Annotated in this window: 14 protein-coding genes; 13 read left to right on the forward strand and 1 reads right to left on the reverse strand. The window is 48.1% G+C overall.

Features of this window, described 5'->3' with window-relative positions; genetic code table 11:
* Positions 1 to 172: 172 nt before the first annotated feature.
* From ACUN27_RS07425 to ACUN27_RS07485, 13 genes are all read left to right on the forward strand, one after another.
* Positions 173 to 3,478: a glycosyl hydrolase gene (locus ACUN27_RS07425; RefSeq protein WP_315953488.1), complete on the forward strand. Its 3,306-nt coding sequence runs from the start codon at positions 173 to 175 to the stop codon at positions 3,476 to 3,478.
* 7 nt (positions 3,479 to 3,485) lie between these two features.
* Positions 3,486 to 5,018, forward strand: a complete 1,533-nt coding sequence (locus ACUN27_RS07430) for a sulfatase family protein (protein ID WP_326063105.1) — start codon at positions 3,486 to 3,488, stop codon at positions 5,016 to 5,018.
* 256 nt (positions 5,019 to 5,274) lie between these two features.
* Positions 5,275 to 6,243: an ABC transporter permease gene (locus tag ACUN27_RS07435; RefSeq protein ID WP_379170717.1), complete on the forward strand. Its 969-nt coding sequence runs from the start codon at positions 5,275 to 5,277 to the stop codon at positions 6,241 to 6,243.
* 53 nt (positions 6,244 to 6,296) lie between these two features.
* A complete protein-coding gene (locus tag ACUN27_RS07440; protein ID WP_315953486.1) occupies positions 6,297 to 7,163 on the forward strand; it encodes a carbohydrate ABC transporter permease in 867 nt (288 codons plus the stop codon).
* A gap of 73 nt (positions 7,164 to 7,236) precedes the next feature.
* Positions 7,237 to 9,600: a helix-turn-helix domain-containing protein gene (locus tag ACUN27_RS07445; protein ID WP_315953485.1), complete on the forward strand. Its 2,364-nt coding sequence runs from the start codon at positions 7,237 to 7,239 to the stop codon at positions 9,598 to 9,600.
* 171 nt (positions 9,601 to 9,771) lie between these two features.
* Positions 9,772 to 11,334, forward strand: coding sequence for an extracellular solute-binding protein (locus ACUN27_RS07450; RefSeq protein ID WP_445558629.1), 1,563 nt, complete (start codon positions 9,772 to 9,774; stop codon positions 11,332 to 11,334).
* A gap of 68 nt (positions 11,335 to 11,402) precedes the next feature.
* A complete protein-coding gene (locus tag ACUN27_RS07455; protein ID WP_445558630.1) occupies positions 11,403 to 13,571 on the forward strand; it encodes a glycoside hydrolase family 88/105 protein in 2,169 nt (722 codons plus the stop codon).
* A 357-nt stretch (positions 13,572 to 13,928) separates the two neighbouring features.
* Positions 13,929 to 14,888: an ABC transporter permease gene (locus ACUN27_RS07460; protein WP_445558631.1), complete on the forward strand. Its 960-nt coding sequence runs from the start codon at positions 13,929 to 13,931 to the stop codon at positions 14,886 to 14,888.
* 17 nt (positions 14,889 to 14,905) lie between these two features.
* Positions 14,906 to 15,781, forward strand: a complete 876-nt coding sequence (locus tag ACUN27_RS07465) for a carbohydrate ABC transporter permease (RefSeq protein WP_315953731.1) — start codon at positions 14,906 to 14,908, stop codon at positions 15,779 to 15,781.
* Positions 15,782 to 15,863: 82 nt separating this feature from the next.
* The gene (locus ACUN27_RS07470; protein ID WP_445558632.1) at positions 15,864 to 17,501 is read left to right on the forward strand and encodes an extracellular solute-binding protein; all 1,638 of its coding nucleotides are present in this window, start codon (positions 15,864 to 15,866) and stop codon (positions 17,499 to 17,501) included.
* A 106-nt stretch (positions 17,502 to 17,607) separates the two neighbouring features.
* Entirely contained in the window at positions 17,608 to 19,833 is a 2,226-nt protein-coding gene (locus tag ACUN27_RS07475) for a helix-turn-helix domain-containing protein (RefSeq protein WP_445558633.1), read from the forward strand.
* Between the two features lie 45 nt (positions 19,834 to 19,878).
* Entirely contained in the window at positions 19,879 to 22,071 is a 2,193-nt protein-coding gene (locus ACUN27_RS07480) for a family 78 glycoside hydrolase catalytic domain (RefSeq protein WP_445558634.1), read from the forward strand.
* A gap of 25 nt (positions 22,072 to 22,096) precedes the next feature.
* Positions 22,097 to 22,981, forward strand: a complete 885-nt coding sequence (locus ACUN27_RS07485) for an AraC family transcriptional regulator (RefSeq protein WP_326063098.1) — start codon at positions 22,097 to 22,099, stop codon at positions 22,979 to 22,981.
* Here ACUN27_RS07485 and ACUN27_RS07490 read toward each other — a convergent pair.
* Complete coding sequence (locus ACUN27_RS07490) at positions 22,972 to 23,796, reverse strand: phytanoyl-CoA dioxygenase family protein (protein ID WP_445558635.1); 825 nt, start codon at positions 23,794 to 23,796, stop codon at positions 22,972 to 22,974. The two genes, ACUN27_RS07485 and ACUN27_RS07490, sit on opposite strands and share 10 nt — an antisense overlap.
* Positions 23,797 to 23,873 lie beyond the last annotated feature (77 nt).

The following is a 23,873-nucleotide window of genomic DNA, read 5'->3' on the forward strand; positions in this document are numbered from 1 at the left end:
CGGCTTGATTTCATTGATTTCGCAAGGATGTGCAAACCGGGCAAGATAGTTGCAGCAAGAATATAGCGCGTCAAAATAGTGCGATTGTTAGGGCAAAGTTACTTCCTTTATAGTGGTCAATAGATGGAAGCAATATTTTTCATATACGTACATGCCGAGGAGATGAACTTACATGGCCCAGTTTAATAGGCAGTCTTTTGCACAGCCGGAAGCGGAGTATCGCATTCATCCGTTTTGGTTTTGGAATGGGGAAATGGACGATGCGCAGATTCGTTATCAGATTGATGAAATGGCGGACAAAGGGTTGGGGGGATTTTTCGTCTGTGCGAGACAGGGGCTTGAGATTCCTTACTTATCCGATGCCTGGTTTCAAAAAGTACGCGTAGCGGTTGAAGCGGCCGAACGCCGCAATTTGCAGGTGTGGCTCTATGATGAGTACCCGTATCCGAGCGGTATCGCCGGCGGCGAGGTGACGCTGGAGCATCCGGAGGCCAAGCACTACACACTCGAGCACCGGGCCGAGCGGGTGCAGGGCGGAGAGCATGTGTCCATGGAGCTCCCGTGGGCGCGTATTTTGTATGCAAAAGCGATTCCAGTTAACTCGAAAGGTGACAAGCTTTGGGACGAAGCGGTGGATGTCCGTTCATCGATTGGGAACTTCCAAGCGGAGCCGATTTTTCAGAAAGCAGGCTTAACGAGTTACAACCAGAAGCGGTTCTTTACATACCGCACGATTCAGAAGATGGAGTGGACGGCGCCCCCCGGTGATTGGGAAGTACTGATCATGCAGGAGAAGGAAATCGAAGATTTCAAGTATTACGGGACGTTCGTTGATCCTTGCCATCATGAGGCAATGGCTACGTTTATTCGATTAACGCATGACAAATATGCGCAGCATTTGGGCGAATACTTCGGCGGTACGATCAAGGGCATGTTTACCGACGAGATCGGGCTCTTGGGGAAGCTGCCGTGGTCGCCGAAACTGCCGGCCTTTTTCATAGAGCAAAACGGCTATGATCTGCGGGAACATCTGCACGCACTTCTGTATGAAGATGGGGAGCAGTCGGCTCGTATTCGTTACGATTACTATCAAGCGATTCACGAGCTTTTGCTCAGCTCCTATCATAAGCAGGTGCATGATTGGTGTGAACGCTTTGGGCTTCAATACGTGACTGAAGTGCCGTCCGTACGGCATACGACACAGCGGTACAGTCATGTGCCCGGTGGGGATACCGCGCATGAAAAGCTCGGGCGTTCGCTGGATTGGATTTTGAATAATCAAGCGGAAAGCTTTCGTTCCAGCGCCAAAATGGTCAGCTCCATTGCCCGCCAATTCGGCCGCGAGCGTAACCTGATTGAGTGCTTCCATAGTGTGGGATGGTCCATGACGCTCCAGGACGCGAAGTGGATGATTGATCGTATGGCTGCGCAAGGTACGAACTTTTTTAACTTCCATGCTTTTTTCTACACGCTTGATGCCCTGATGAAGCATGACGCGCCACCTTCTCAGTTCCTGCAAAATCCGTATTGGCCGCATTTCAGGCAACTCGGCGATTACGTCGGCCGGATCAGCTATGTCATGAGCTGCGGTGAAGCGGACATTCGTACCGCGGTGCTTCAACCGACAACATCCCTGTGGGCCTACATGGGCAATCCTTTCCACCATTTTGATTATGGCGGTAACAACGCCGACGAGAAGCGCAAGCTTAACGATTTGAAGGCATGGTGGACGCGTATTTGCAACGAGCTGACCTACAGCGGCAGAGATTACGATCATTTGGATACAGGACTGCTGGCGGAAGCGGTGGTGGAGGACGGCAGGATTAGGCTGGGCAATGCCAGCTATACCAATGTGATCGTGCCGCCAATGACGAACTTGGAGAGTGGCGCATGGGCAAAGCTGGAACTGTTCCTGGCGCAAGGTGGAACGGTCATCAGCATGGGGCAATTGCCGTATCAAGCGATTGAAACGAATGGCTTGGACGCGACTTCCTCAGCGAGCGTGTTCGGTTTGCAGCAGCCTAGCGGAGAACATTTCTGGAACGAAGGCGCCGAATTAGCACCGGTGTGGTCCAAAGGCGCGGCGAGCGCGTACCATTTGCCATTCGCTGCAACGGCTGACGAAGCTGCAGTGCTGGGCAGTATGTCTATGCTGCTTGAAGAGCTTCATCCGCTGGCGGTGAAGCTTGAACCGGCATACGGCGGACGCAGTATCCTCCTGCAGACTCGCCAAATCGATGCGGACAGTTTCCTTGTCTTCGTAAGCAATCAAGAAGAGGCAGAGCGTGATTTGACTTTGCAAATCTCAACCGCTTTATGGGAGGGCATTGCGGGGAATGCGGCTCTGTTTACAGAGCTATCCTTGGATCGCGGCGACGAGGCGTCTGTCCAGTCTGAACGTACGGGCAACGGTTGGACGCTGCCGGTCGTACTGGATGCCTACGAATCAAGACTTTTCTGTATCACGCGCAATGCAGCTGTCCAATCTTCGGCAGACAAACCTTGGCAGCTCAACGTCGATGCGTCGGAATCGACCTTATGGACCATGCAAACCGAGGAGGATAACGCGGTTCGGCTCGATGCGTTTCACCTATCCATTCCTGGTGTGAACAGCTTGGAATCGGGCGCGGAGGAGGACGCGCCATTGGTGCAGGTCAAAACGTTCATTGACCAGTGTGCGGACTTGACAGCTTCGACGAAGCTGCCGGTACACATGAGCCAATTGTTCGGAACGCCGATGCGCATCAGTTTGGCCTATCCGCTTCAAGCCCGGTATTCCACAACCATCGTCGTGGAAAACCTACTGGATCGGGTGTTTCTCGTGATGGATCAAGGAGCGCTTTCCGGAGAAGGCTCGATTTCTATTAACGGTCATCGTCTTCAGAAAACGGATTTTGCGAAACACGTTTTGTATGACTATTTGAACGTAGGTTGCGAAATTACATCGTATCTGCAGCCTGGCGTCAATGAAATATCGGTTGAGGTGACGGTCGAGCAGGATTGGCATGGTTTGATCGATGCGTTGTATCTAACAGGGAGCTTCCAAGCCGGCTTTGACGCCGAACAGCGCCCCGTCTTGAAGCGTCCGGTCGTCCAGCAGCATCCGCTTGCGGCAAGTCCATATGCCGGTTATCCGCATTTTGCCGGAACGATGACCTTCAGCCGTGAGTTTCAGCAGGGTCGATTGCCCGAAGGGGACATTTTCGAGCTAACATTTGAAGGACTGGACCGTGAGTTCCACGACGTGGCGGAAGTGCTGGTGAACAATGTGTCACTTGGCGCCCGTGCCTGGATGCCGTACCGCTTCAGCGGCCCTACCTCGATACTGACGGAAGGTACGAACCGTATTGAAGTTCGCGTGACGAACACGTTAATCGGCTTGCTGGAAGGAAAATATTTTGATTATGCGAAGCACGAATTGAAGCCGGCTTACACAGCCAAGCGGGTACAGTCCTACCAGAACCCGGAAGGAGAGTAAGACGTTCATGCCAAACAACACAGAACAAGCAGCGATCAAACCCAATATTATCTTCTTCATGACGGATCAGCAGCGCTGGGATTGTATCGGTGCCTACAACGAGCATATCCATACGCCGAACATCGATAAACTGACGGCGCAGGGAATCACGTACAGCCAAGCGGTATGTCAGGCGCCGATGTGTGTGCCTAGCCGCACCTCCATGATGTTCGGCTATTATCCCTCGCAGCTCGGTGTGCGAACCAATCACGGCGGCTTGTACGACGAAGACAAGCTGCCGAGCGATCCGCTCCCGGAATTGATGCGAAAAGCAGGGTACCAAACCGCAGGCTTCGGGAAAACCCATTGGAATCACGGAGTGAAAAATCCGGTTCCCTCAACACGGGGCTTCGAAGTACGGGCCGTCGGATTGTCTCGCGACAGCGGACATTATGAGGATGGCGCTGTCATGATGGGGGATGCCGAGCCAGAGGGGCTCGCCGCTTATTATGAAGAAACGAAAGACTACGGTGGCGGTGAGGAGAATTCTAAAGGCTATATCGGCTGCACGAGTCAAGTACCGACGCATTGGCACCGTGACGGATGGGTGGCTGAGCAATGTTTGAATTTTATTGATGAGGGGCTGGACGAGTCACGCCCGCTGTTCCTCTATCTTTCCTTCTTGAAACCGCATGCCGGCTTCAATGTGCCGAAGGAATTCGAGGATCTATACGATATCAACGAGATGCCGGATATCGCTCAGCCGCCATGGGAGCTTGAGCAGAATACGCATCTGGCCGCGACCGACGCTGTGAATGAGAGCAGCCAGAGCAACTATTGGGAAAAGCGGCACGTATGGGAAGCGATGACACCGGAGGAGCGCAAGCGGACAACGCTTCGCTATTGGGCGAATTGCTCCTGGCTTGACGATTACTTGGGGCAGGCTTTGGATCGGTTGGAGCGGCAGGGGCGGCTGGACAATGCCTTAATCGTCTTCGTCTCCGACCATGGTGAGATGCTGGGCGAGAGACAGCACCGCTTCAGCAAATATTGTTTGTATGATAGCAGTGTCCGTGTGCCGATGATCTTAGCCGGGAGTTATTTGCCGCAAAGGGTACGGGGGTCAGTAGACGACCGCCCCGCCGAGTTGGTGGATCTCGTGCCGACCTTATCCAAGGTAGCGGGATTGCCGGTGAATCCGCAATTGCCCGGGCTGGATCTGCTGGGTGAAACGCAGCGTCTTGGGACTTTCTGCGAATTTCATGGCAAAGGAGCGGAACCGCACCACTCGGCTCCTGCGTTGATGTGGAGAAAACAGGATTACAAACTGATCCTGTACATGCCTGGTAAGCTCGGAGAGGCGATTGGACGAATCGGCGAGTTTCAAGGAGAGCTGTACGATCTGGCAGCGGATCCTAACGAATGGCATAACGTGTATGCCGATGAGCATTATGCGAGAATCCGTGAACGCATGACGGGGGAGCTTCTGATGCATTTGGCATGCGTCTGGTCCCGCGGCCCGGTTTTTTATGACCGGCATGGGCTTGCGGCAATGGAATAACAATGAGGGGCTGCCCAAGTGTCGGAACTGACCAGGGGTCGCCCCTTTTTGCGCGTATCGGGATGTAATCCTTGTTGTGGCGCGCTTTCTACCCTTTTGCACAAGATTGTCTCAATCGGCAAAATAGTCTCACCTTCCAATCCGGTTGCGACAAAATTGCCTTAAACCCGAACAATATTGTCTGATTGTAAACGGTAAGGTTTTATTCTAAGTTGTTAAGCATACGAGAAAAAAATGAGAAAGGGGAATGGAGAGGATGGCATTCATGCAACCGGAGTCTACGGCATCTGACCAACTAGCGAAGTCCCGAGAATGGCATAAGAGAGGCATTCTAAGAGATTTAAGGCGCGATAAATATTTATATTTGCTCGGCCTGCCAGGCGCATTGTTTTTTCTGATATTCAAATTTGCCCCGATGTGGGGCGTCGTCATTTCATTTCAAAACTTTTCGCCGTTTGCCGGCATAACCGGCAGCGAATGGGTGGGGTTCGAGCATTTCGAACGATTTTTTACCAATCCGGACTTTATGCTGCTTTTCCGTAATACGATGGCCATTAATTTGCTGAACCTCGTGCTCTTTTTCCCGCTGCCTATTGTGCTTTCATTGCTCTTAAATGAGCTTCGCAGCGTAGTGTATCAGCGGGTCATTCAATCGATCGTCTACATGCCGCACTTTCTCTCATGGGTCATTATTTCCGGTTTAACGTTCCTCATGTTTGCCAAAGGTGAAGGCTTGGTTAACAAAATGCTGGAAGGACTAGGCTTGGCCAGGATTGATTTTTTAACGAATCCAGATACGTTCTGGGGCATGTTGACCTTGCAGTCGATCTGGAAGGAATGCGGTTGGGGGACTATTCTCTTTCTGGCCGCGATGGCAAGCATTGACCCAGGGGTTTATGAAGCTGCAAAAATTGATGGGGCAAGCCGACTTCGCCAAATGTGGCACATTACCCTGCCGGCGATCCGCAACGTCATCATCACACTGCTCATTTTACGCCTCGGCCATATGCTCGATGTTGGTTTTGAGCAGGTATTCCTGATGTACAATGGCGCTGTTTCCCATGTGGCTGAAGTATTCGATACCTATGTGTACAGGGTCGGTATTCAACAAGGCGAGTTTAGCTACAGTACCGCTGCCGGCTTGTTCAAATCGATTGTAGGCTTAGTGTTGGTCGTAGTGGCAAACTGGATTTCCAAAAAAATGGGCGAAGAAGGGGTTTACTAACGTCCATATCAGGGAGAGACATAGCTATAGCAATGTCCTTAGGAGGGAATTATATGAAAGAAGGATTGGGAAACCGGTTGTTTAACATAGGGAATATCGTATTGCTGGGTTTGGTCGGCATCATCACCTTTTTCCCGCTGTATTATGTGTTTGTCGTTTCCTTTACCGATCCCACGGAATATTTGAAGGAAAGCTTCGTGCTATTTCCAAAGACGTGGTCGCTTGAATCGTATAAATTTCTGATGGCGACAGGCGCTTTTCCGAAATCGATCGGTGTAAGCGTCTACGTGACTCTAGTTGGTACGGCACTCAGCTTGATCTTCACTGCTTCATTGGCGTATACATTATCCAGAAAAAGGCTTCGCGGCAGACGATTCGCCCTGATCGCGATTCTAATCACTATATTGTTTAATCCTGGTATGATTCCGAACTATATGCTGGTACGTGAATTGCACCTCATCGATAGCCTGTGGTCGCTCATTTTGCCGGCACTTGCAAGCGGGTGGAACGTCATCTTGATGAAAGGCTTTTTCGATAGTATCCCTGCCGAGCTGGAGGAATCCGCTTCAATGGACGGTTGCAACGACTTGTCGACCTTTTTTCGAATTATATTGCCGTTGTCGCTCCCTTCGCTGGCTGCATTCGGTTTGTTTTATGCGGTCGCTTACTGGAACCAGTTCTTTAACGCACTGATTTATATTAACGATGCCAGCAAATGGCCGCTGCAAGTGATGCTGCAAAACATTTTGCTCAATGCGAACAACACGGATCTGCGGATGGATGTTTCCACGGTACCACCTCCTTCTGAAACATTAAAAATGGCTGCGGTGATTGTTGCGACGGTTCCCATTTTGGTGGTATATCCTTTCTTGCAAAAGCATTTCGCTAAAGGTGCGATGGTAGGCTCGGTCAAGGGGTAACGGCTCGAAGGGAAGGGATTCCAGCTCCAGATGTCGAATCGTGTAGAAAATCAGTTATTGGAAGGTGAGCATCTTGACTGGAATTTTGGGCGCGTTATTCAGCTATTTTCAAAAATATAAATATAACAATCGGTTTTTCTGGAAAAGCCTTGCGATGATTCTCATTATGGCAAGTATTCCCGGGCTTATTACCGGCCTCAGTATTTATTGGATCGCCACGAACAATGTGGAGGAAGAGCTTCAGGGACTTCACCAGAATCAGATTAGCAACCGGGCGGCGAATATCGACGACCAGCTTGCTTTTCTCGAAATGACGGTATCCCATTGGGCGTTCGACTCCAAGTTTGACGATAAATTGAAGACGCTTAACTTTGCCTATAATTACGAGACGGTTCAGGATATGTACCGGACCCTGTTATCTCTTGAGAGCTCGCATCCTTTTCTGCAGAAAGTAGAGCTGTTTCTGGACAAGCCGCGTCCGCTCGTCTTTACAACGGAACGCTACAAATTTCTAAGTGACTCGGCCGATGTCGAGAGCTACGAGAACTTGCTTCATCATGATAAGTCGATGTTCTGGACGTTTCCGAAGATTCAAGGAACGAGCAAGATGGGGCTTACGATTGTGAATAAAATTCCCGGCGACAGCACCGAACCCTTCGGTGCTCTTGTTGCCACATTGAATCAGGACAACTTGTTGAAGGTGCTAAAAACGCTAACTCCTTATGATGAAGGCGTCACGATGCTGTTCAATGAGGAGGACAACTGGAATTTATCCAGCAGCAGCGGGGCGGAAGGATCGAAGCTCGATCAAGCGCTTAAACAAGCCTACATGAAGCATCAAGCGGATTTAGGGGAAGCAGCGGTGAACGACGCCAAGCCTGAATCGTTGTTATTTGATTATCAAAAGGTTTCGTATTCGGTTTCGTACGGTCACTTTAACCGGCTGGGCCAGAAGTGGGTGTATATCTCCGCTGCGCCGCTATCGTCGATTACAGCCCCGGTCGTTTCCATTTCCAAGTGGATATTAATTATTAGTTTCTCCGGCCTACTCATTGCCCTGCTGCTCTCTTGGTTCGTGTCCCGCCGAATCTATCATCCCGTACAGCGGCTGCTGACCCTGCTGTCCGGTGAAAAGAATGGCGAGGTGAAGGACGAATTTGCCATGATCGAGAAGCATTGGCAGCATATGTCCAAGGAAACCGAGACGATGCGGCACAAACTTAAAGAGCAAATGCCGCTTTTGCGAGAGGGTTTCTTCCTCCAGCTGGCGCAGGGCTACTTGATTTCTCTGCAAGAAAGCGACTTGAAGGAACGGATGAAGCGATATGGATGGGAAACGGAGGAGCGTCAATTTGTAGCGCTTGTGTTTCAATTGACGGGTTTTGCCAACCTCGAAGGAAGGTTCTCGCAAGGCGATGAAAGTCTCGTGACCTACGCCGCCGCCAACATTATCGATGAGCTGTTCACAAGCCAATATGAGCAAGCGGAAATTATGAATTTCCATAACTTTTCGATCGGGGTTCTGCTATCCTTTCCCGTAGCTCACCCGTTAACCTGGTTAGAGGATGATTTGGAGCAGGTATGTCAAGAAATCATTCTGGCGATTAACCGCATTCTGAAAATGCAGGTTACGATATCGGTCAGCAAATGGGTTCACAACGTGAAACAAATACCACATTTGTTCGAGGAAGTGAAGCAAGCGTTGGTATATCGAGATCTGCTCGACGAGAATCAGATTATTAAGACGGAGCAGCTTTCCAAGCTCAATGTCTTTAAGGAAACCGGCTATCCGTTCACCTTGGATAAAGAAATTATTCATGCGATTCGCAACGGTCAAGAGTCAGACGCTGTTGATTTGATCGGACAATTTATGAAGGAATTGGCGGCGAACGGCTCGACCGAATTTATGCTTCAGCAAGGCATGCTGCAGCTCTTGGGCAGCATTCGGTATGCGTCCTTGCAATCGGGGATGAATCCCGTGCAGTTGTTCGGCAGTGTGAACTTGTTCGAGCAGCTTGCGCAAATTAAAGAGCCCGAGCAAATGCTCAAGTGGTTTCAGCACAAAGTGATTGCGGTCTTCGTTCAGGAAATGATCTCCCGTCAGGATTATCATTTCAAGCAGATCATTGAGCAAGTAATCGCCCATTTACGCGAGCAGTACATGACGCAATTATCGCTCGAATCGTGCGCCGATTTATTCGGCACAAGTCCATATACGTTAAGCAGGGCTTTTAAGCAAATTACAGGGATTAATTTTATCGATTTCTTGACGAATATTCGGATTAGCAATGCCAAGTCTTTGCTCATTGAAACGGATATGAAGATTAACGAAGTGGCCGATGCGATCGGCTATCAACATAGTTATTTCAATCGGCTTTTCAAAAAGTACGAAGGGATCACACCAAGTCAATTTCGCGAGGTAAACCGCACGGAATAAGGGGTTTGGGCCTTTGTGCATCGAAGTGCAAGCTGCAAGATAGTCCTAGAATGGCTGAAATGGCAGTACAAAAAAGTCCGATTGTCGATCAAAGTGGAATGTACTATTGTCAACCTTGTGCTCTGTTAAGGCGTTCGATACACAGAAGTTCATAACAAGGGAGGATCACAAATGAAAGTAAGAAAAAACAAAAAAGTTGTCTTGGGCTCGATGATACTGATGCTGGCATTATCTAGTGTCGTGGCTGCATGCGGGAACAAAGCGGATACGGGTAAAAGCACTGCCGCAGGCGGAACGGAAGCACCGCTTGAAGTGAACATCATGACGATTTTGCTTACACCGTCTCCGGCAGCAGATGATAACAAAATTAAACAGGCTATTGAAAAAGCAACCAACTCCAAAATGAAAATTCAATGGGTATCCGGTAACAACTATACGGATAAATTGAACGTGACATTGGCATCCGGCGATATTCCTGATTTGATCACGATTAACGATCCGTTTACATCGGTTTTCCGTAATTCGGTATCGCAAGGCGCTTTCTGGGATTTGACTCCTTACATCAAAGATTATCCGAACTTGAATTCCAAAATTTCCAAAACGGCTTGGGACCTGACGAAAATGCAGGATGGCAAAAACTATGGTATTCCGCGTCCTCGCCCGGCTGAAGCCGATTCCTTCTTCATTATTCGCAAGGATTGGCTCGACAATCTCGGAATGCAGGTGCCAACAACAACCGACGAGCTGTACACGGTTATGAAAGCCTTTGCGGAGAAAGATCCGGATAAAAACGGCAAGAACGATACAACGGCACTCGCTGCCTTCATGACGCCTCCGGCAGATATGGGAACGCTTGCGATGATTGAGAACAGCTTCACGGGCGCGAACGTGAAAAACGATAAATGGAAGCTGGTCGACGGCAAAATCGTCAATACCGCGTTGCTGCCTGAAACTCGCAGTTCTATTGAGTACTTGACTAAAATGTACAAAGATAAGCTGTTACCGGAAGATTTCGCTTCCTACAAGCTGTCACAGGCTGCAGATCTGTTCAACGGCGGTAAAGCGGGTATCATTATGGATAAAGCGGGCACGATGAACGATCACTATGAATTGTTGAAAAAAATCGATCCGAACATGAAGCCAACTGATTTCTATCCGTTGACCAATATGAATGGATACAATCCGAAAGGCCCTGGCTTCTCCGGTATGATTTCTATTCCGAAATCCGTGCCTGAAGCGAAAATGAAACGTATCTTGAAAATGGTCGATACGTGGATGAATGACGATGTATTCGCTATTCAGCAATACGGCATTGAAGGTGTGGATTACACGGTGAAAGATGGCCAAAAAGTGATCAATACCGAGCAGCTGGCCAAAGATAACGGTCCTGACTTTAACCAAATTGTCTATGTAGCAGATCCATATGCGAGCTCTACGAAGGTATACTTCCCGAAAGAAGCAAACGATCTGTTTATGAAGATCCAAGATGATCGTGCCAAAACAAGCGTAGCTGATATCAGTATCGGCCTGTATTCGCCGACAGCGCAAAAGCTGCTGCCTGAGTTTGAGAAGAAAGTACAAGATTTGAAAACAAAAATCATTCTGGGCCGTGAGCCGATTACCGCTTGGGACGATTTCGTTGCAAAAGCCAAAACAGATGCTGACTTAGCGAAAATGAGCCAAGAAATGACGGACGCTTACCAAAAACGCAGCGCTGGCGCAGCAGCTAAATAAAAATTAAATTTGGCAAGGGGCGGGGAAACTTCGCCCCTTTCTGCATTGGAATGGGAGAGGAAGAGACCATGGCTGAGCGTTATATTGACATCAATGAGAGTATTTATACGAAATGTGGAGACCGCGTAAGCGAAATTTTAGCTACAGTAGCCGACCGATATGTAGGCAACAACCCGCCTCATCCGATGGCGTACCGGGCTTTTTGTGCCAATGGGATATTGAAGAATCACGATTATAGTTATGAGTTTCAATTTGTAAATCGGTTTCCCGAGCTTCAGAACGGACAGATGGTTTACGCATGGTCGCAATATTGGAGTGACGTGGAGACGCCGCTCAATTTCATCTTGCACTGCTATGGTCCGCTCACGTTGTATGCGAATGGGCAACCCGTTTATAAAGCCAATATCGCCGATGAACTGAATCCAAAACGCAGAACGGTCGTGACGATTCAGATGAAGAAAGGCTGGAATCACTTGGTGTTCCAGTTTACGAAAACGGAAGCGGGCTGCGGAGGTTCTTTGGGACCAGGTTCCTATAAGAGCAACCCGATCCATTTCCTGGCACCTTCACCCGAGCGATTCGGCCACGAAGGATGGATCTACACTGCCCCGCAGGATCATGTGTGGAGCGAGCTCCCGGGTGATGGAAGCACGGAAGGAGATCACGGCATCGCTTGGTTTCCGAAGCTGACGTGGAGTGATGCCGAGCAGGCGAAAAACCCGGTAGCCCGCATCTTCGGCGAATTGAATGAGGGGTATGTACTCGCGTGGACGAAGCTTCGCTCCTTTTCGGCAGAACCCCGGCTGGTTGAATTAAGCGGTCATGCGGAAGGTAGCATTGCGATTTATGTGGATGGGGAACTGCAAGCAAACATCGACAAAGCAGGCGCTTTCTATGTCGTGCTGCAGTTAGCTTATGGCGAGCATAATCTCGTCATTCAATGTTATGGCTCGAACGGAAGCGCAGGTTTTCGTCTGGACCCTCTTTCGGCAGGCATTGAGCTTGTAGAGCCTTATCCTGTACATGGGGCGAAGGACGAGTGGCTGTATGTGGGGCCTTTCGGTGCAGAGGACGTGATGCCTGTTGTTGAAGCTTCGCTGTTTGCCTTGGTGGAGACGCAGGAAGGCGGAACCTTCTGGCGTCTGGATCAGCCGAACACGTGGGTGCGGCCGTTCACGGAGAATGCCTTGTTCGGCAAGTGGAACTATCCGCTTGGCGTGACATTGTATGGGATGCTGCAGACCGGTAAGCTGCTCGGCCGCGACGATTTGCTGCAGTATGTGTACAAGCATATTGAAACCTGCACGCGGCTTTACACCTATGCGGGCTGGGATAAAGCCCAGTACGGCGCCTCAGGTGTGTTGAACACGCTGGCTACACTGGACAGCTTGGATGATTGCGGTTCCTTCGGAGCAACGATGCTGCTTGCGCTGCAAAATCAGCCGCTTCAAGGCGCTGAGCGGATTGCCGATGTAATTGCAAATTATATTAGCAATCAGCAGGATCGACTGCCTGATGGATCGCTGTACCGCAAGCCGAAGCATGTTGATTTCCCGAGCGCGACGTTGTGGTGCGACGATTTGTATATGAGCGTGCCGTACATGTGCCGCTGCTACCAGCGGACGAGTGATATCCGTTACTTGGAAGATGCAGCCAATCAATTCATCCAATTTAAGAAAAAATTGTACATCCCTGAGCTGCAAATCATGTCTCACGTCTATGACTTCGGGATCGACAAACCAACGAAAATTGCTTGGGGCCGCGGCAATGGCTGGGTCATTTTCTCCTTGTCCGAATTACTGGCCGTGTTGCCTGACGACCATGCACAGCGCAATGAGCTGCTGGAATTCTTCAATGAACTGAGCGAAGGTTACTTGCGCCTGCAAGGGGAGAATGGTCTGTGGCACCAAGTGCTGACAGAACCTGCCTCGTATGAGGAGACTTCCTGCACCTCCATGTTCTTGTATGCATTTGCTCGCGGGGTCAGATATGGGTGGCTAACAGAAACTGAGAAGTATATCGCAGCGATTCATAAGGGCTGGAACGGAATGGCCCGCATCTCCATCGATAAATTCGGCAACGTGTACGGTGTGTGCCGCGGTTCGGGATATTCGTATAGCGTGGGCTACTATAAAGACGATCTCTCCTGGCTGCTTAATGATACGCACGGCATCGGTATTGTGCTGCTTGCCGGCATTGAGGTGCTGCAGCTGGAGCGTCACTTGGGCTCCGTTTGACAGCGTTCTTGAAGCGATAGTAAAGCGTTCTTGAAGTAGTACTGAAAATCCCTTTCCCTCTAGGTTCGAAGAACATTCGAACACGAACCGGGGGATTCCTAGTAACGGGTAGCGTTCTTGAAGCGTTCTCTCGTATCTTAACCCCTCCATGTGAGAAATGGAGGGGTTTTTGGCATCCTGCTGCTTTTCCTATATTGAAATAGTTGAGGTAAGTGAAAAAGGTGAGATCAGATGGCTATGTAAGAAATGTGAACTACTCGGAAATGTGTGAATTGAGAGGGCGGAGATCACGAGATAAGATAAATCCAGAGTTTGGCAAAGCGATTCAAGGTTATCGAACATCAAATTGTGAGGAAGGTGAGACAAATAGAAAAGCTGCTCAATACGACAGTATCTGGAAAGCTCAATAGGAGACGGGGATTCGATCGCATGCGTTTCCGGCAAAACGTCCCCATTATGCTTATGTTTTTACCGGCGCTAGCCTTTTTTCTTATCTTCCGATATGCACCTATCGGGGGCCTGGTTATTGCCTTTAAAGAGTATAATTTTGGCGATGGTGTATTCGGAAGTCCCTGGGTAGGTTTCAAAAACTTCGAGATTCTGTTCTCGCAGCCGCAAATGCTGCGAATTATCCGCAACACGATTATTCTGAGCTTTCTACAAATTGTTGTCGGGTTCCCCTTTCCCATTTTCTTGGCAATTCTTTTGAACGAAGCCAGGAAGTTATGGTTTAAAAAACTGGTGCAAACCCTTGTTTATTTGCCTCATTTTCTGAACTGGGTGATTATTGGCGGTATTATTGCCCTCGTGTTTGCCCAGGAAAAAGGGGTGCTGAATCACTTTGTTACCCAATGGTCAGAAACACCTTATCCCTTTTTGTACAAAGAGAACAGTTGGATAGCCATATTTGTAGGCAGTGGGATATGGAAAGAAGCGGGTTGGAACGCCATCATTTATTTGGCAGCTCTTGCTGCCGTTGACCCGTCGCTGTATGAAGCCGCCAGCATGGATGGAGCAGGGAAATTAAGGCAAATTTGGAGCATTACACTACCGGCTATATTACCGACCATTGCGATCATGTTCGTGCTATCGGTTGGCCACTTTATGGAGGTCAGCTTCGACCAAATTTATGTGCTGCAAAATTCGGCCGTATCCGCTGTGTCAGATGTCATCTCCACCTGGAATTTTCGGGTGGGCATTAACGGCGGCCAGTTTAGTCTGGCTACGGCAATGGGCTTTTTCGAGTCGATGGTTGCCCTATTGCTCGTCATTGCAGCCAACGTACTTGCCAAACGAACAGGCAATAGCCTTTGGTAGAAAAGGAGGGTATTCTCATTAAAGCTTCGTCTACAGAAAAGATATTCTACTTGATAAATTATGTCCTCCTTGGCGCTATCGCTGTCAGCTGCTTACTCCCCATGCTGCATATGCTCGCTTTGTCACTCAGTACCAATGATGCCATCTTATCCGGATTTGTCAGCTTATGGCCGATCGGATGGAATTTCGAGACGTACCATAAGCTTTTTACAGGGACTCGCATTTTACAAGCAGCTCGGAATAGCGTTGAAGTGACAGCGGTCGGAACGTTTCTCAGTATGCTGTTCACCTTATTAGGGGCATACCCCTTATCGAGAAAGTTTATGTACGGCCGAAAATTTTTCACCATGCTGATTGTGTTTACGATGATTTTCAATGGTGGATTAATTCCCACTTATCTTGTCATCAAATCACTCGGATTGGTCAACACCTATGGCGCACTTTGGCTGCCTGGATTAATAAGCGTTTATAACATGCTGGTTATGCGCTCATTCTTTAACGGCTTTCCAGAGGAGATTGAAGAAGCGGCCCGCATTGATGGCTGTGGAGAAATCAGACTGTTGCTTCAGATTGTCCTGCCGCTTTCTTTGCCGGTACTCGCCGCACTTACGCTTTTCTACGGCGTTGGCTACTGGAACTCCTTTTTCAGTGTCATGATTTATATCAACGATTCCAGTAAAAATACGCTCGCTGTACTTATTCAGCAAATGATTTCCAGCCAGCAGCTGCTGCAGGAAATTGCAAACACGTCTTCGGAGGATCTAACATCCGTTACACCGGAGTCGATTAAGGCGGCAGGGGTATTCGTCATGATTGTGCCAATGCTTATCTTATATCCTTTTCTGCAAAAGTATTTTGTGAAAGGCGTAATGATTGGTTCTGTTAAAGGATAAGTTGAACATCTGATTTTCTGACAAGTCTGATCTTCCTAAAAGAAGAATGCTTGTATACAATACTAAACAGGAGGGTTCTTATATGAACAAAAAAGCGCTAGTCATCTCCACGGTTGCGTTGACGCTTACGGCAACGTCACTGGCAGGCTGTTCCGATAGTAAGACCGGAGAAGCTCAAACATCAACCAAACCTGCTGCATCGGCATCTGCGCGTGCGATGTCCCTCTCGATGTCGTTTTATGATCGGGGAACGATTGCACCTGATCTGGGGACAGCTGAAAACAACATCTGGACGAAATTCATCCAGGATAAAACCGGAATCAATTTAAAGATATCCCCTGTCCCGCGTGCAGAATCCGTTAACAAGCTGAATACTCTTGTCGCGTCAGGGTCAGCGCCGGATGTTATTTTAGAATACGATGTGGGATTCCGCAATCAACTGTATTTACAAAAACAGATCATGCCAATCGGAGATTTGATTGAAAAAAATAGCACAACTTACAAGCAGCTGCTAAATAAATTTCCTCTACTCAAAAAGCTGAGCACGAGGGATGATGGGAAAATTTATGACTTAGGCCGCATTCTTGGCTATGTGCCATATAGTTATACAGTGATTAGGCAGGATTGGCTGGATAAGATGAAACTATCGGTGCCCAAAACGGCGGATGAATTATTTCAAGTTGCGAAAGCGTTTGCAACGCAAGATCCTGACGGTAACGGCAAGAAGGATACATACGGCTTGAATATGGCCGGAGGCGGCAACTTAATTGACCCTATGTTCCAGAATGTAACCTGGATTCTCAAAGACGGCAAATGGGTGAAGGATTGGGATCGGGCCGAGGCTGCGAACGCCTTCCGCAAGAAGCTTTTCGATGAAGGCATCGTCGATAAGGATTTTCTGACCGATAAGAATGGAAAGAAAGCCGAGCAGGATTTTGTTACAGGTAAAATAGGGATCTATACAGCTGCAGGCTCATACAAAGTGTTTACTTCTCAATACGAAACCTTGCGTAAAAATGTCCCGGATGCCAAGCTTGTGGCCATCGCACTACCTTCCAGCCAGTTTGGCAGCTTTTCACCTGATTTCAATCCACCGGTGCAGTTGACGGGTGTCTTGAACGCCAAAACGAAAGATCCTGAAGCGGTGATCAAAATGATTGATTATTTGAGCTCACCAGAGTGGGTCAAAACAACTTATAGCGGCATTGAAGGCACACATTACAAAGTTGAAAATAACAAAGAAGTTCCGATTAATGCGGAGAAAAATAAGAAGGAGCTTGATTGGTTAGGCGACTTCCGTATGTTAGGCGGCCAATATGTATATAACGAGTTTGATACAACGATGAAGGGATTTGATCAAAGCAATCCGCTTCAGAAGGAGTTTTACGATCTCGGCAAGGACGTTTTCAGCTTGAACATTACAAAGGACCGCCCGTTAGCCAGTATCACGCTTGGCGGGTTCATGCCTACGCTTCCTGCTGACATGCAATTCATCTCCAAAAACTTGCTTGATTCCACCAGCAATCCGATTGGGGACTTATGGAATAAAGCGATTGTAAGCGGATCTTCGTATACTTCGGCTCAAGCGAAGCAGGATGCGATCAATCTTTGGAAAAAATCGGATGGAGATAAGCTGGAGGCTTGGTACCAGGATTGGTATACGAAAAATAAGGATACGATGGTTAGCCAAAACGATTTACTTTCCATGAATTTTAACTAAAAGAGTATGGAGAATGCTGTCGGTGGATGTCTGCCGACAGCCTTGTTCGTACCGTCCCTAGTAGACGGTTTCGCCGTTTCATTTCGATGCCCGAGGAGAGCATGCCATGTTAAAGAAACATTCTTGGTTTTACCGTTTGGTCACAACCTACCTGCCAATTGTCTATTTGCTTGTTTTCGTCCTGTTCTTCGTGTTCTTCATGACGATGAATAAGCAGTCCCAAACGCAAACTGTGAGTGCAAATGAAGCATTTACGCGATACACCATGCTTCAGCTTAACTCGATTCTTGGCAACATCGATCAGAATGTGAATGCGGCAACCGTCAATAACAAGGAGTTTAATCAGTATATGTTTCAGCTTCACGATTCTGATGTTAACCCGTATTTGCTGCGCAGTAAGGTGGCGGAACTTTTCAGGCAGGTCCAGGCGGGTTTTCCTTTCATTCAATCCATTTACTTTTATCGCAATATCGATATGACAGTACTCGGCACGGAGATGTACCTGCCACTTGCAGAATTTGGCGATCGCGATTTTGTAAAGGAGCAGATAAAACAGCCGCTTCCTAGCATTTGGACGAATGTAAGAACCTACAAAGTTCTTCCTTCTCAACCTTATGACGCTCAAGTTGTATCGCTCGTTAAAAAGGTCCCTTTTCTAACGGAGCCAAGCGGCATCCTTATCGTGAATATCGATGTTTCGAGTCTGGCCTCTTGGTTGCAAAGCATCTCTGTAAGTTCAATTAGTTCCATTACATTAGTCGATAAAGCAGGTCAATTGATCGGGCAAAGTAAAGTGAAAGCCAACAAAGACATCCTTAACTTGAAGTTTGAGGAGACGGGGTGGACGTTCAACAGCGGTATAAAAGAATCGTACCATTATGGCTTTTTTTCCGAGCTCTATTATAGCTGGATACTTATCGGAGTTGTGATGGTTCTGATTGCTTCAGCCTTAATTATTTATTTGTCCAAACGATATGCAAGACCTATCGATGCGAGTATGAGCCGAATTTCCGATTATTTAAACCTCAGACAGCCGGGTGGAGAATTAATTTCGGTTGTCGATGCGGCCGTAGACAAGATTATTGATTTCGCTGATCGTTATCAGTCGGAAAGTAATTTAAATTTGCCCTATCGTCAAAAATACTTTTTTCAAGAACTTCTGACAGGGGACCGTCCCATCAGCCAAGATGAATTGACCGATGAGATGCATAACTTTGGCTTCGCTTGTAACTGGCATTCTTTCAATACGGCCAAATTGGAAATTGATAGAATTAGTGATTTTACAGAAAGCTACTCCACGCGAGATCAGGTGCTGCTGAAATTTGTCTTGTCGAATGTGTTGAAAGAAACCGCTGAGCAGTATGGAATTGGTATTTGGAGTGAATGGATATCTGTGGATAAAATGAGTATTCTGTTTGGCGCAGATGCCGAACTTTCCATGAGTGATATTAGTACTATTTGTGAGAGTATGCGGGAGTGGGTAGAAGCCAATCTTGCCTTCACGGTAACGATCGGCGTAGGGAAAATGACGGAGCGTTCGGAGGATATCGGTGAATCCTACGAGCAGGCAGTTAAAGCCGTACAATACCGATCCGCATTGGGAAACAATCGGGTTATTCACTATGAGGTTATCGCGCGGCAGACGGAAACCGAGTTGTTTGATATTTTACAGTTAATCCGCACGATCGTTCAGGTGTATAAGAGCGGAAACGATGAATGGTATAACCAGTTCGATTTCCTATTCAAAGCCATTAATCGCGAATTGTATACCCGGGACGAGTTAAAGAACCTGCTTTACTATATGACCTTTACTTTCACACGTGAATTGTCTGAATTTCCCAGTGAATATACCGAATCATGGCGTGTGGAGGGACTCATTCCTATTACCCAAGCGATTGACCGATTCGAAACGATGGACGATATCAAAAAAGTATTGCTGGAACGGCTCAGCACCGTTGCCGAGTTATGGAAGCAGCTGCGTGAAACTAAAAATCACAGGCTGCTGATTCACGATGTGAAAGCGTACATTGACGCCCATTACGCAAATGCAGACTTGTCCCTGCAGCTGCTTGCCGAACAATTTTCGTTAAGTAAAAATTACGTCAGCCGCTTATTTAAAGAGGAAACAGGTGAAAATTTTATCGATTATTTAACGGCGCTGCGCATCTTTCATTCGAAGCAGCTTCTGGAAGAAACGGGCACTTCGATACAAGATATCGCCGGACTCGTTGGTTATGAGCACTACTTTTCGTTTAACCGAGCGTTTAAGAAGTTGACCGGCTTCCCGCCGAGCGATTTTCGGAAGAAACGTTTCACTGACAAAATATTGTAATACGGAGTCTGGCGTGTACTTATGATTAAAGAGGAGATGGTCCGGTTGTCAGCAAAGTGGCAGGCAGATTGGTTGACTGATCATTCATTTATAAATGTAAAAAAGCCTGATCTCTACCATAAAGAGCTTGAAGCACATGAGGTAGAGCCGCATCGTACCGATTTACAGCATCACCACTGGTATGTAAGAACCGTATTTAGGCTGGATGAGAAGAGCTTGAATGAGAAGGAGATTTGGCTTCATCTAACGGCGGATGATTATTACAAGCTGTATATAAACGGCGAGTTCGTTTGCCAGGGGCCGGCGCAAAGTGATGCGAATCATTACTATTTCAATCGTACCAATGTTCGTTCATGTTTAAAGGCCGGGGAGAATGTAATTGCCATTCATGTCTATTATCAAGGGCTGTTAAATCGTGCTTATAACAGCGCTGACTACCGGCAAGGTGTGCTGGCAGAATTGTGGGCGGGCGAGAACTTGCTGGTTAAAACAGATCGCACTTGGAAAGCGAAGCGGGTAGATGACAATCGGCCCGGTGTAGCTTTCGGCTATGACACGCAGTTCACCGAGCATTTGGACGCCAGGCAATCGGTGAGAGGGTGGACAGAAGTCGGGTTTGATGATGCCGATTGGCCGCAAGCGGAAGCTGCAGAGAAAATCGATTATACATTTGTTCTACAGCCGACTCCGGTGCTTGACGTTTATAGGAAGCAGCCGTCGAATGTCCAACAGCTGGCACCAGGTCATTATCTGATCGATTTCGGAGGAGAACTGACGGGTCAATTCGCCATGACTGCATATGGAGAAGTGGGAGAAGAAGTGCAGATCTGGTCCGGGGAAGAACTACTGCCGGGGGATCAGGCTGTACGTTACGAAATGCGCTGCAATTGCCTGTATCATGATCAGTGGACGTTATCCGGCGACATGGATTCCTTCCAAACGTTTGATTACAAGGCGTTCCGTTATGTGGAAGTGCAAGGACCGGAGGGAGTTTTGAACCCGGAATCCTTCCATGCCATCGTCAGACATTATCCGTTTGATGAACAAAGCTGTTTGCTTCACAGCTCGGATGAGCGGATGAATCAAATTTTTGAAATTTGTAAAAATGGAGTCCAATACGGATCGCAGGAAAACTTCGTGGACTGTCCCAGCCGAGAGAAAGGTCAATATTTGGGCGACAATACGATTATTGGTCACTCGCATATGCTGCTCAGCGGGGATTTACGATTATATCGCAAGGCGATTGAGCAATTCGGACGCAGTTCTTTCGTCTGTGGCGGACTCATGGCCGTTGTACCGGGACATTTCATGCAGGAAATAGCTGATTTTTCTTTACAGTGGCCGATGCAAGTCATGACATATTTCAATTACAGTGGAGATAAGGCATTTCTTCAAGAGATGTACCCGTATGCGGAAGGGTTGCTGCAGCATTTTGAGCAATTTGAGCGAGAAGATGGATTGCTGCAAGGCGTTGCGGATAAATGGAATCTTGTCGATTGGCCGCAAGGACTGCGCGATAACTATGACTTTGAACTAACCAAGCCGATAGGCCCTGGCTGTCATAATGTCATCAATGCCTTATATATCGGTTGTGTGCGTACGGTGAACGAGATGCGGGATTTGCTGGGCGTCAACTATGAGAATCGGCTGCCCAAATTAAAGAAAAGCTTCTTGGACGCCTTCTATGATGAGGAGAACGCCTTATTTAAAGATTCCGAGGAAAGTAGGCATCATGCCCTGCACGCCAATGTCCTGCCCCTTCTGTTCGGCATCGCTCCTGAGAAATCCGTCGTGGCTATCGTCGATATGATCCGAACCAAACGTTTCGCCTGCGGCGTTTATTTCTCTTATTTCGTCATGAAGGCACTTGCGGAGGTTAGAGAGTATGAATTGATCTATGATTTGCTATCATCAGACGATGAGCATTCATGGGGGAATATGCTGAAAGAGGGAGCAACTACGTGCTTCGAGGCGTGGGGCAAGGACCAGAAATGGAATACGAGCCTATGCCATCCTTGGGCAAGCGGACCCGTTCCTGTGCTGATTGAAGACATTATCGGGTTAAAGCCTGCCAAGCCGGGTTGGCAAGAAATCGCTTTTTGTCCTAAGCTTCCGGCAACTTGGACGTCGTTTTCGCTGCAGGTACGTGTTCCAACCGGAAAGATTGAACTCTGTTACGACAACGGGGTGTGGACCGAAAGCTTCCCGCCAGGTATCACGGTTATAAGAGCGGAGTAAGCGGACAAACGAGGGGGCTAAGCTTATGGTTAATCATACCAATGAACGCTTTCTGGAAAGCGATGCATTCCCATTCTATGCGGCCCCCTACGAACTCTCGGCAGGACGGTACGTAGCTCCACACAGCCATGAATTCGTTGAATTTGTCTACATCGTCGAAGGTGGCGGCCTACATACATATAAAGGAATTGAGCACAGGCTTCACACAGGGGATGCGTTCGTCATTGAACCCGGTATGGAACATTCCTACAAAGTGGGGGAGAATGAACAGCTTCTTCTTTATAATGTCTTGTTTCATCCGTCTTTGATTTTTCATGAGTTGGAAAAGTTGAAGGAAGACTCTTCCTTTTTTGATTTTTATTATGTCGTTCCCTTTATGCGCCAAACGGTCAAAGATCAGCCGTCGCTGTGGTTGTCTCCAGTCGAGCAGAGCTTATTTAAGTCGCTGCTCGACGAAATTGTCCGGGAATTTACGGTGAAAGACCACGGTTACCGATCGATGATCCGATCCAAGCTGGTGGAATGTTTCGTTTTTTTAAGCCGCTGTAACCGCAAGAACAATGAAAACGTAAGGCTTGCAAGTACATCAGAAAAGCAGGCGATAGAACAAATCGCCCGCTTTATTGAACGTCATCTGGAAAAGCAGCTTAAGCTGGCTGAGGTTAGCCGTCTGTGCGGCATGAGTGTCTCCACCTTCAAGGCCAAGTTTAAAGCGAATACAGGACGTACGTTTCTGGAATATCGCAATGAAATGCGAATCATGACCGCTAAACGGCTGTTGGTACAGACGGAACTCAAAATGATAGATATCGCGCAAGAGGTCGGCTTTGAGGACGTCAGTTTATTCAACCGCACATTCCGGCATTGGACCGGTATGTCCCCCCGCCAGTATCGGAAAGATCATCTTTGAGCAGGTACTTTGGCAAGCAGCGGAAACATAGGCCCGCGCAGCGGTTCCTCCGGTGTATAGGTCTGCTGCCCATCCAAAACCATATGAGGTTTCCCGTTAAACGTGGTTCCGTCCGGCATATAGATGATGGCGTAAGCGCGTCTAGGCTTGTCGGTTTTATTTGCATGGGCATAATGAAAGGTAAGCCCGTCATGAAATGTGCAGCTGCCCGCTTTCAGAGGTACCATGACCGGCTTCCGCTCAGCCAACTCAGTCCCCTGAACAAAGTCGAAAATATTAACGGGATCATGCAACGAGATGTTCGTTAACTTCCCAACCTTATGAGATTTCGGCACGAACATCATGCAGCCGTTATTCTCATCCACATCATCGAGTGCAATCCAAATGCTCATGCACCCGTCCTCATTCATCGGCCACTTCGGTGAGTCTTGATGCCACGGCGTGGCATTCGTGTCCCCTGGCATTTTCCATAACGCATGATCGTGGAAAAAACGAATCCCCTTAGCACCTGTCAAACGTAAGGCAATTTCCGCAAATCGGGGGTGAAAGGCGAAGGTCGCCATGCCGCCGTGATCTCTCCAGGTGTTCACCTTCTGATTAAGCACTCTGGCGTATGCGGCGTTGTCTTTCCCCGTTTTCACCGACAAGCCTTCCTTCGCACTCATCGACTCCTCCATATATTCGCGTAATGCGGCGAGCTCATCCTCATCCAGCAAATCATTGACTTGAACGAATCCATTCTCCCGATAAAATTCAATTTGATCCTGTGAGATCCAACGGTCTGCCGGATGTTGGTCGGATAGCTGATCTTTCATGGCGATCGTCCTTTCCGTATTGGTTTGACGTTCCTTTAAAGATAAGTATAGAAGCATTGCTCTGTTGGAACTAGGAG

The organism is Paenibacillus sp. WC2504 (assembly GCF_052682475.1).

Bases quoted from the DNA above. Each gene is read 5' to 3' on its own strand.
- ACUN27_RS07425 (WP_315953488.1), top strand. From the start codon at position 173: ATGGCCCAGTTTAATAGGCAGTCTTTTGCACAGCCGGAAGCGGAGTAT.
- ACUN27_RS07430 (WP_326063105.1), top strand. From the start codon at position 3,486: ATGCCAAACAACACAGAACAAGCAGCGATCAAACCCAATATTATCTTC.
- ACUN27_RS07435 (WP_379170717.1), top strand. From the start codon at position 5,275: ATGGCATTCATGCAACCGGAGTCTACGGCATCTGACCAACTAGCGAAG.
- ACUN27_RS07440 (WP_315953486.1), top strand. From the start codon at position 6,297: ATGAAAGAAGGATTGGGAAACCGGTTGTTTAACATAGGGAATATCGTA.
- ACUN27_RS07450 (WP_445558629.1), top strand. From the start codon at position 9,772: ATGAAAGTAAGAAAAAACAAAAAAGTTGTCTTGGGCTCGATGATACTG.
- ACUN27_RS07455 (WP_445558630.1), top strand. From the start codon at position 11,403: ATGGCTGAGCGTTATATTGACATCAATGAGAGTATTTATACGAAATGT.
- ACUN27_RS07470 (WP_445558632.1), top strand. From the start codon at position 15,864: ATGAACAAAAAAGCGCTAGTCATCTCCACGGTTGCGTTGACGCTTACG.
- ACUN27_RS07475 (WP_445558633.1), top strand. From the start codon at position 17,608: ATGTTAAAGAAACATTCTTGGTTTTACCGTTTGGTCACAACCTACCTG.
- ACUN27_RS07485 (WP_326063098.1), top strand. From the start codon at position 22,097: ATGGTTAATCATACCAATGAACGCTTTCTGGAAAGCGATGCATTCCCA.
- ACUN27_RS07490 (WP_445558635.1), bottom strand. From the start codon at position 23,796: ATGAAAGATCAGCTATCCGACCAACATCCGGCAGACCGTTGGATCTCA.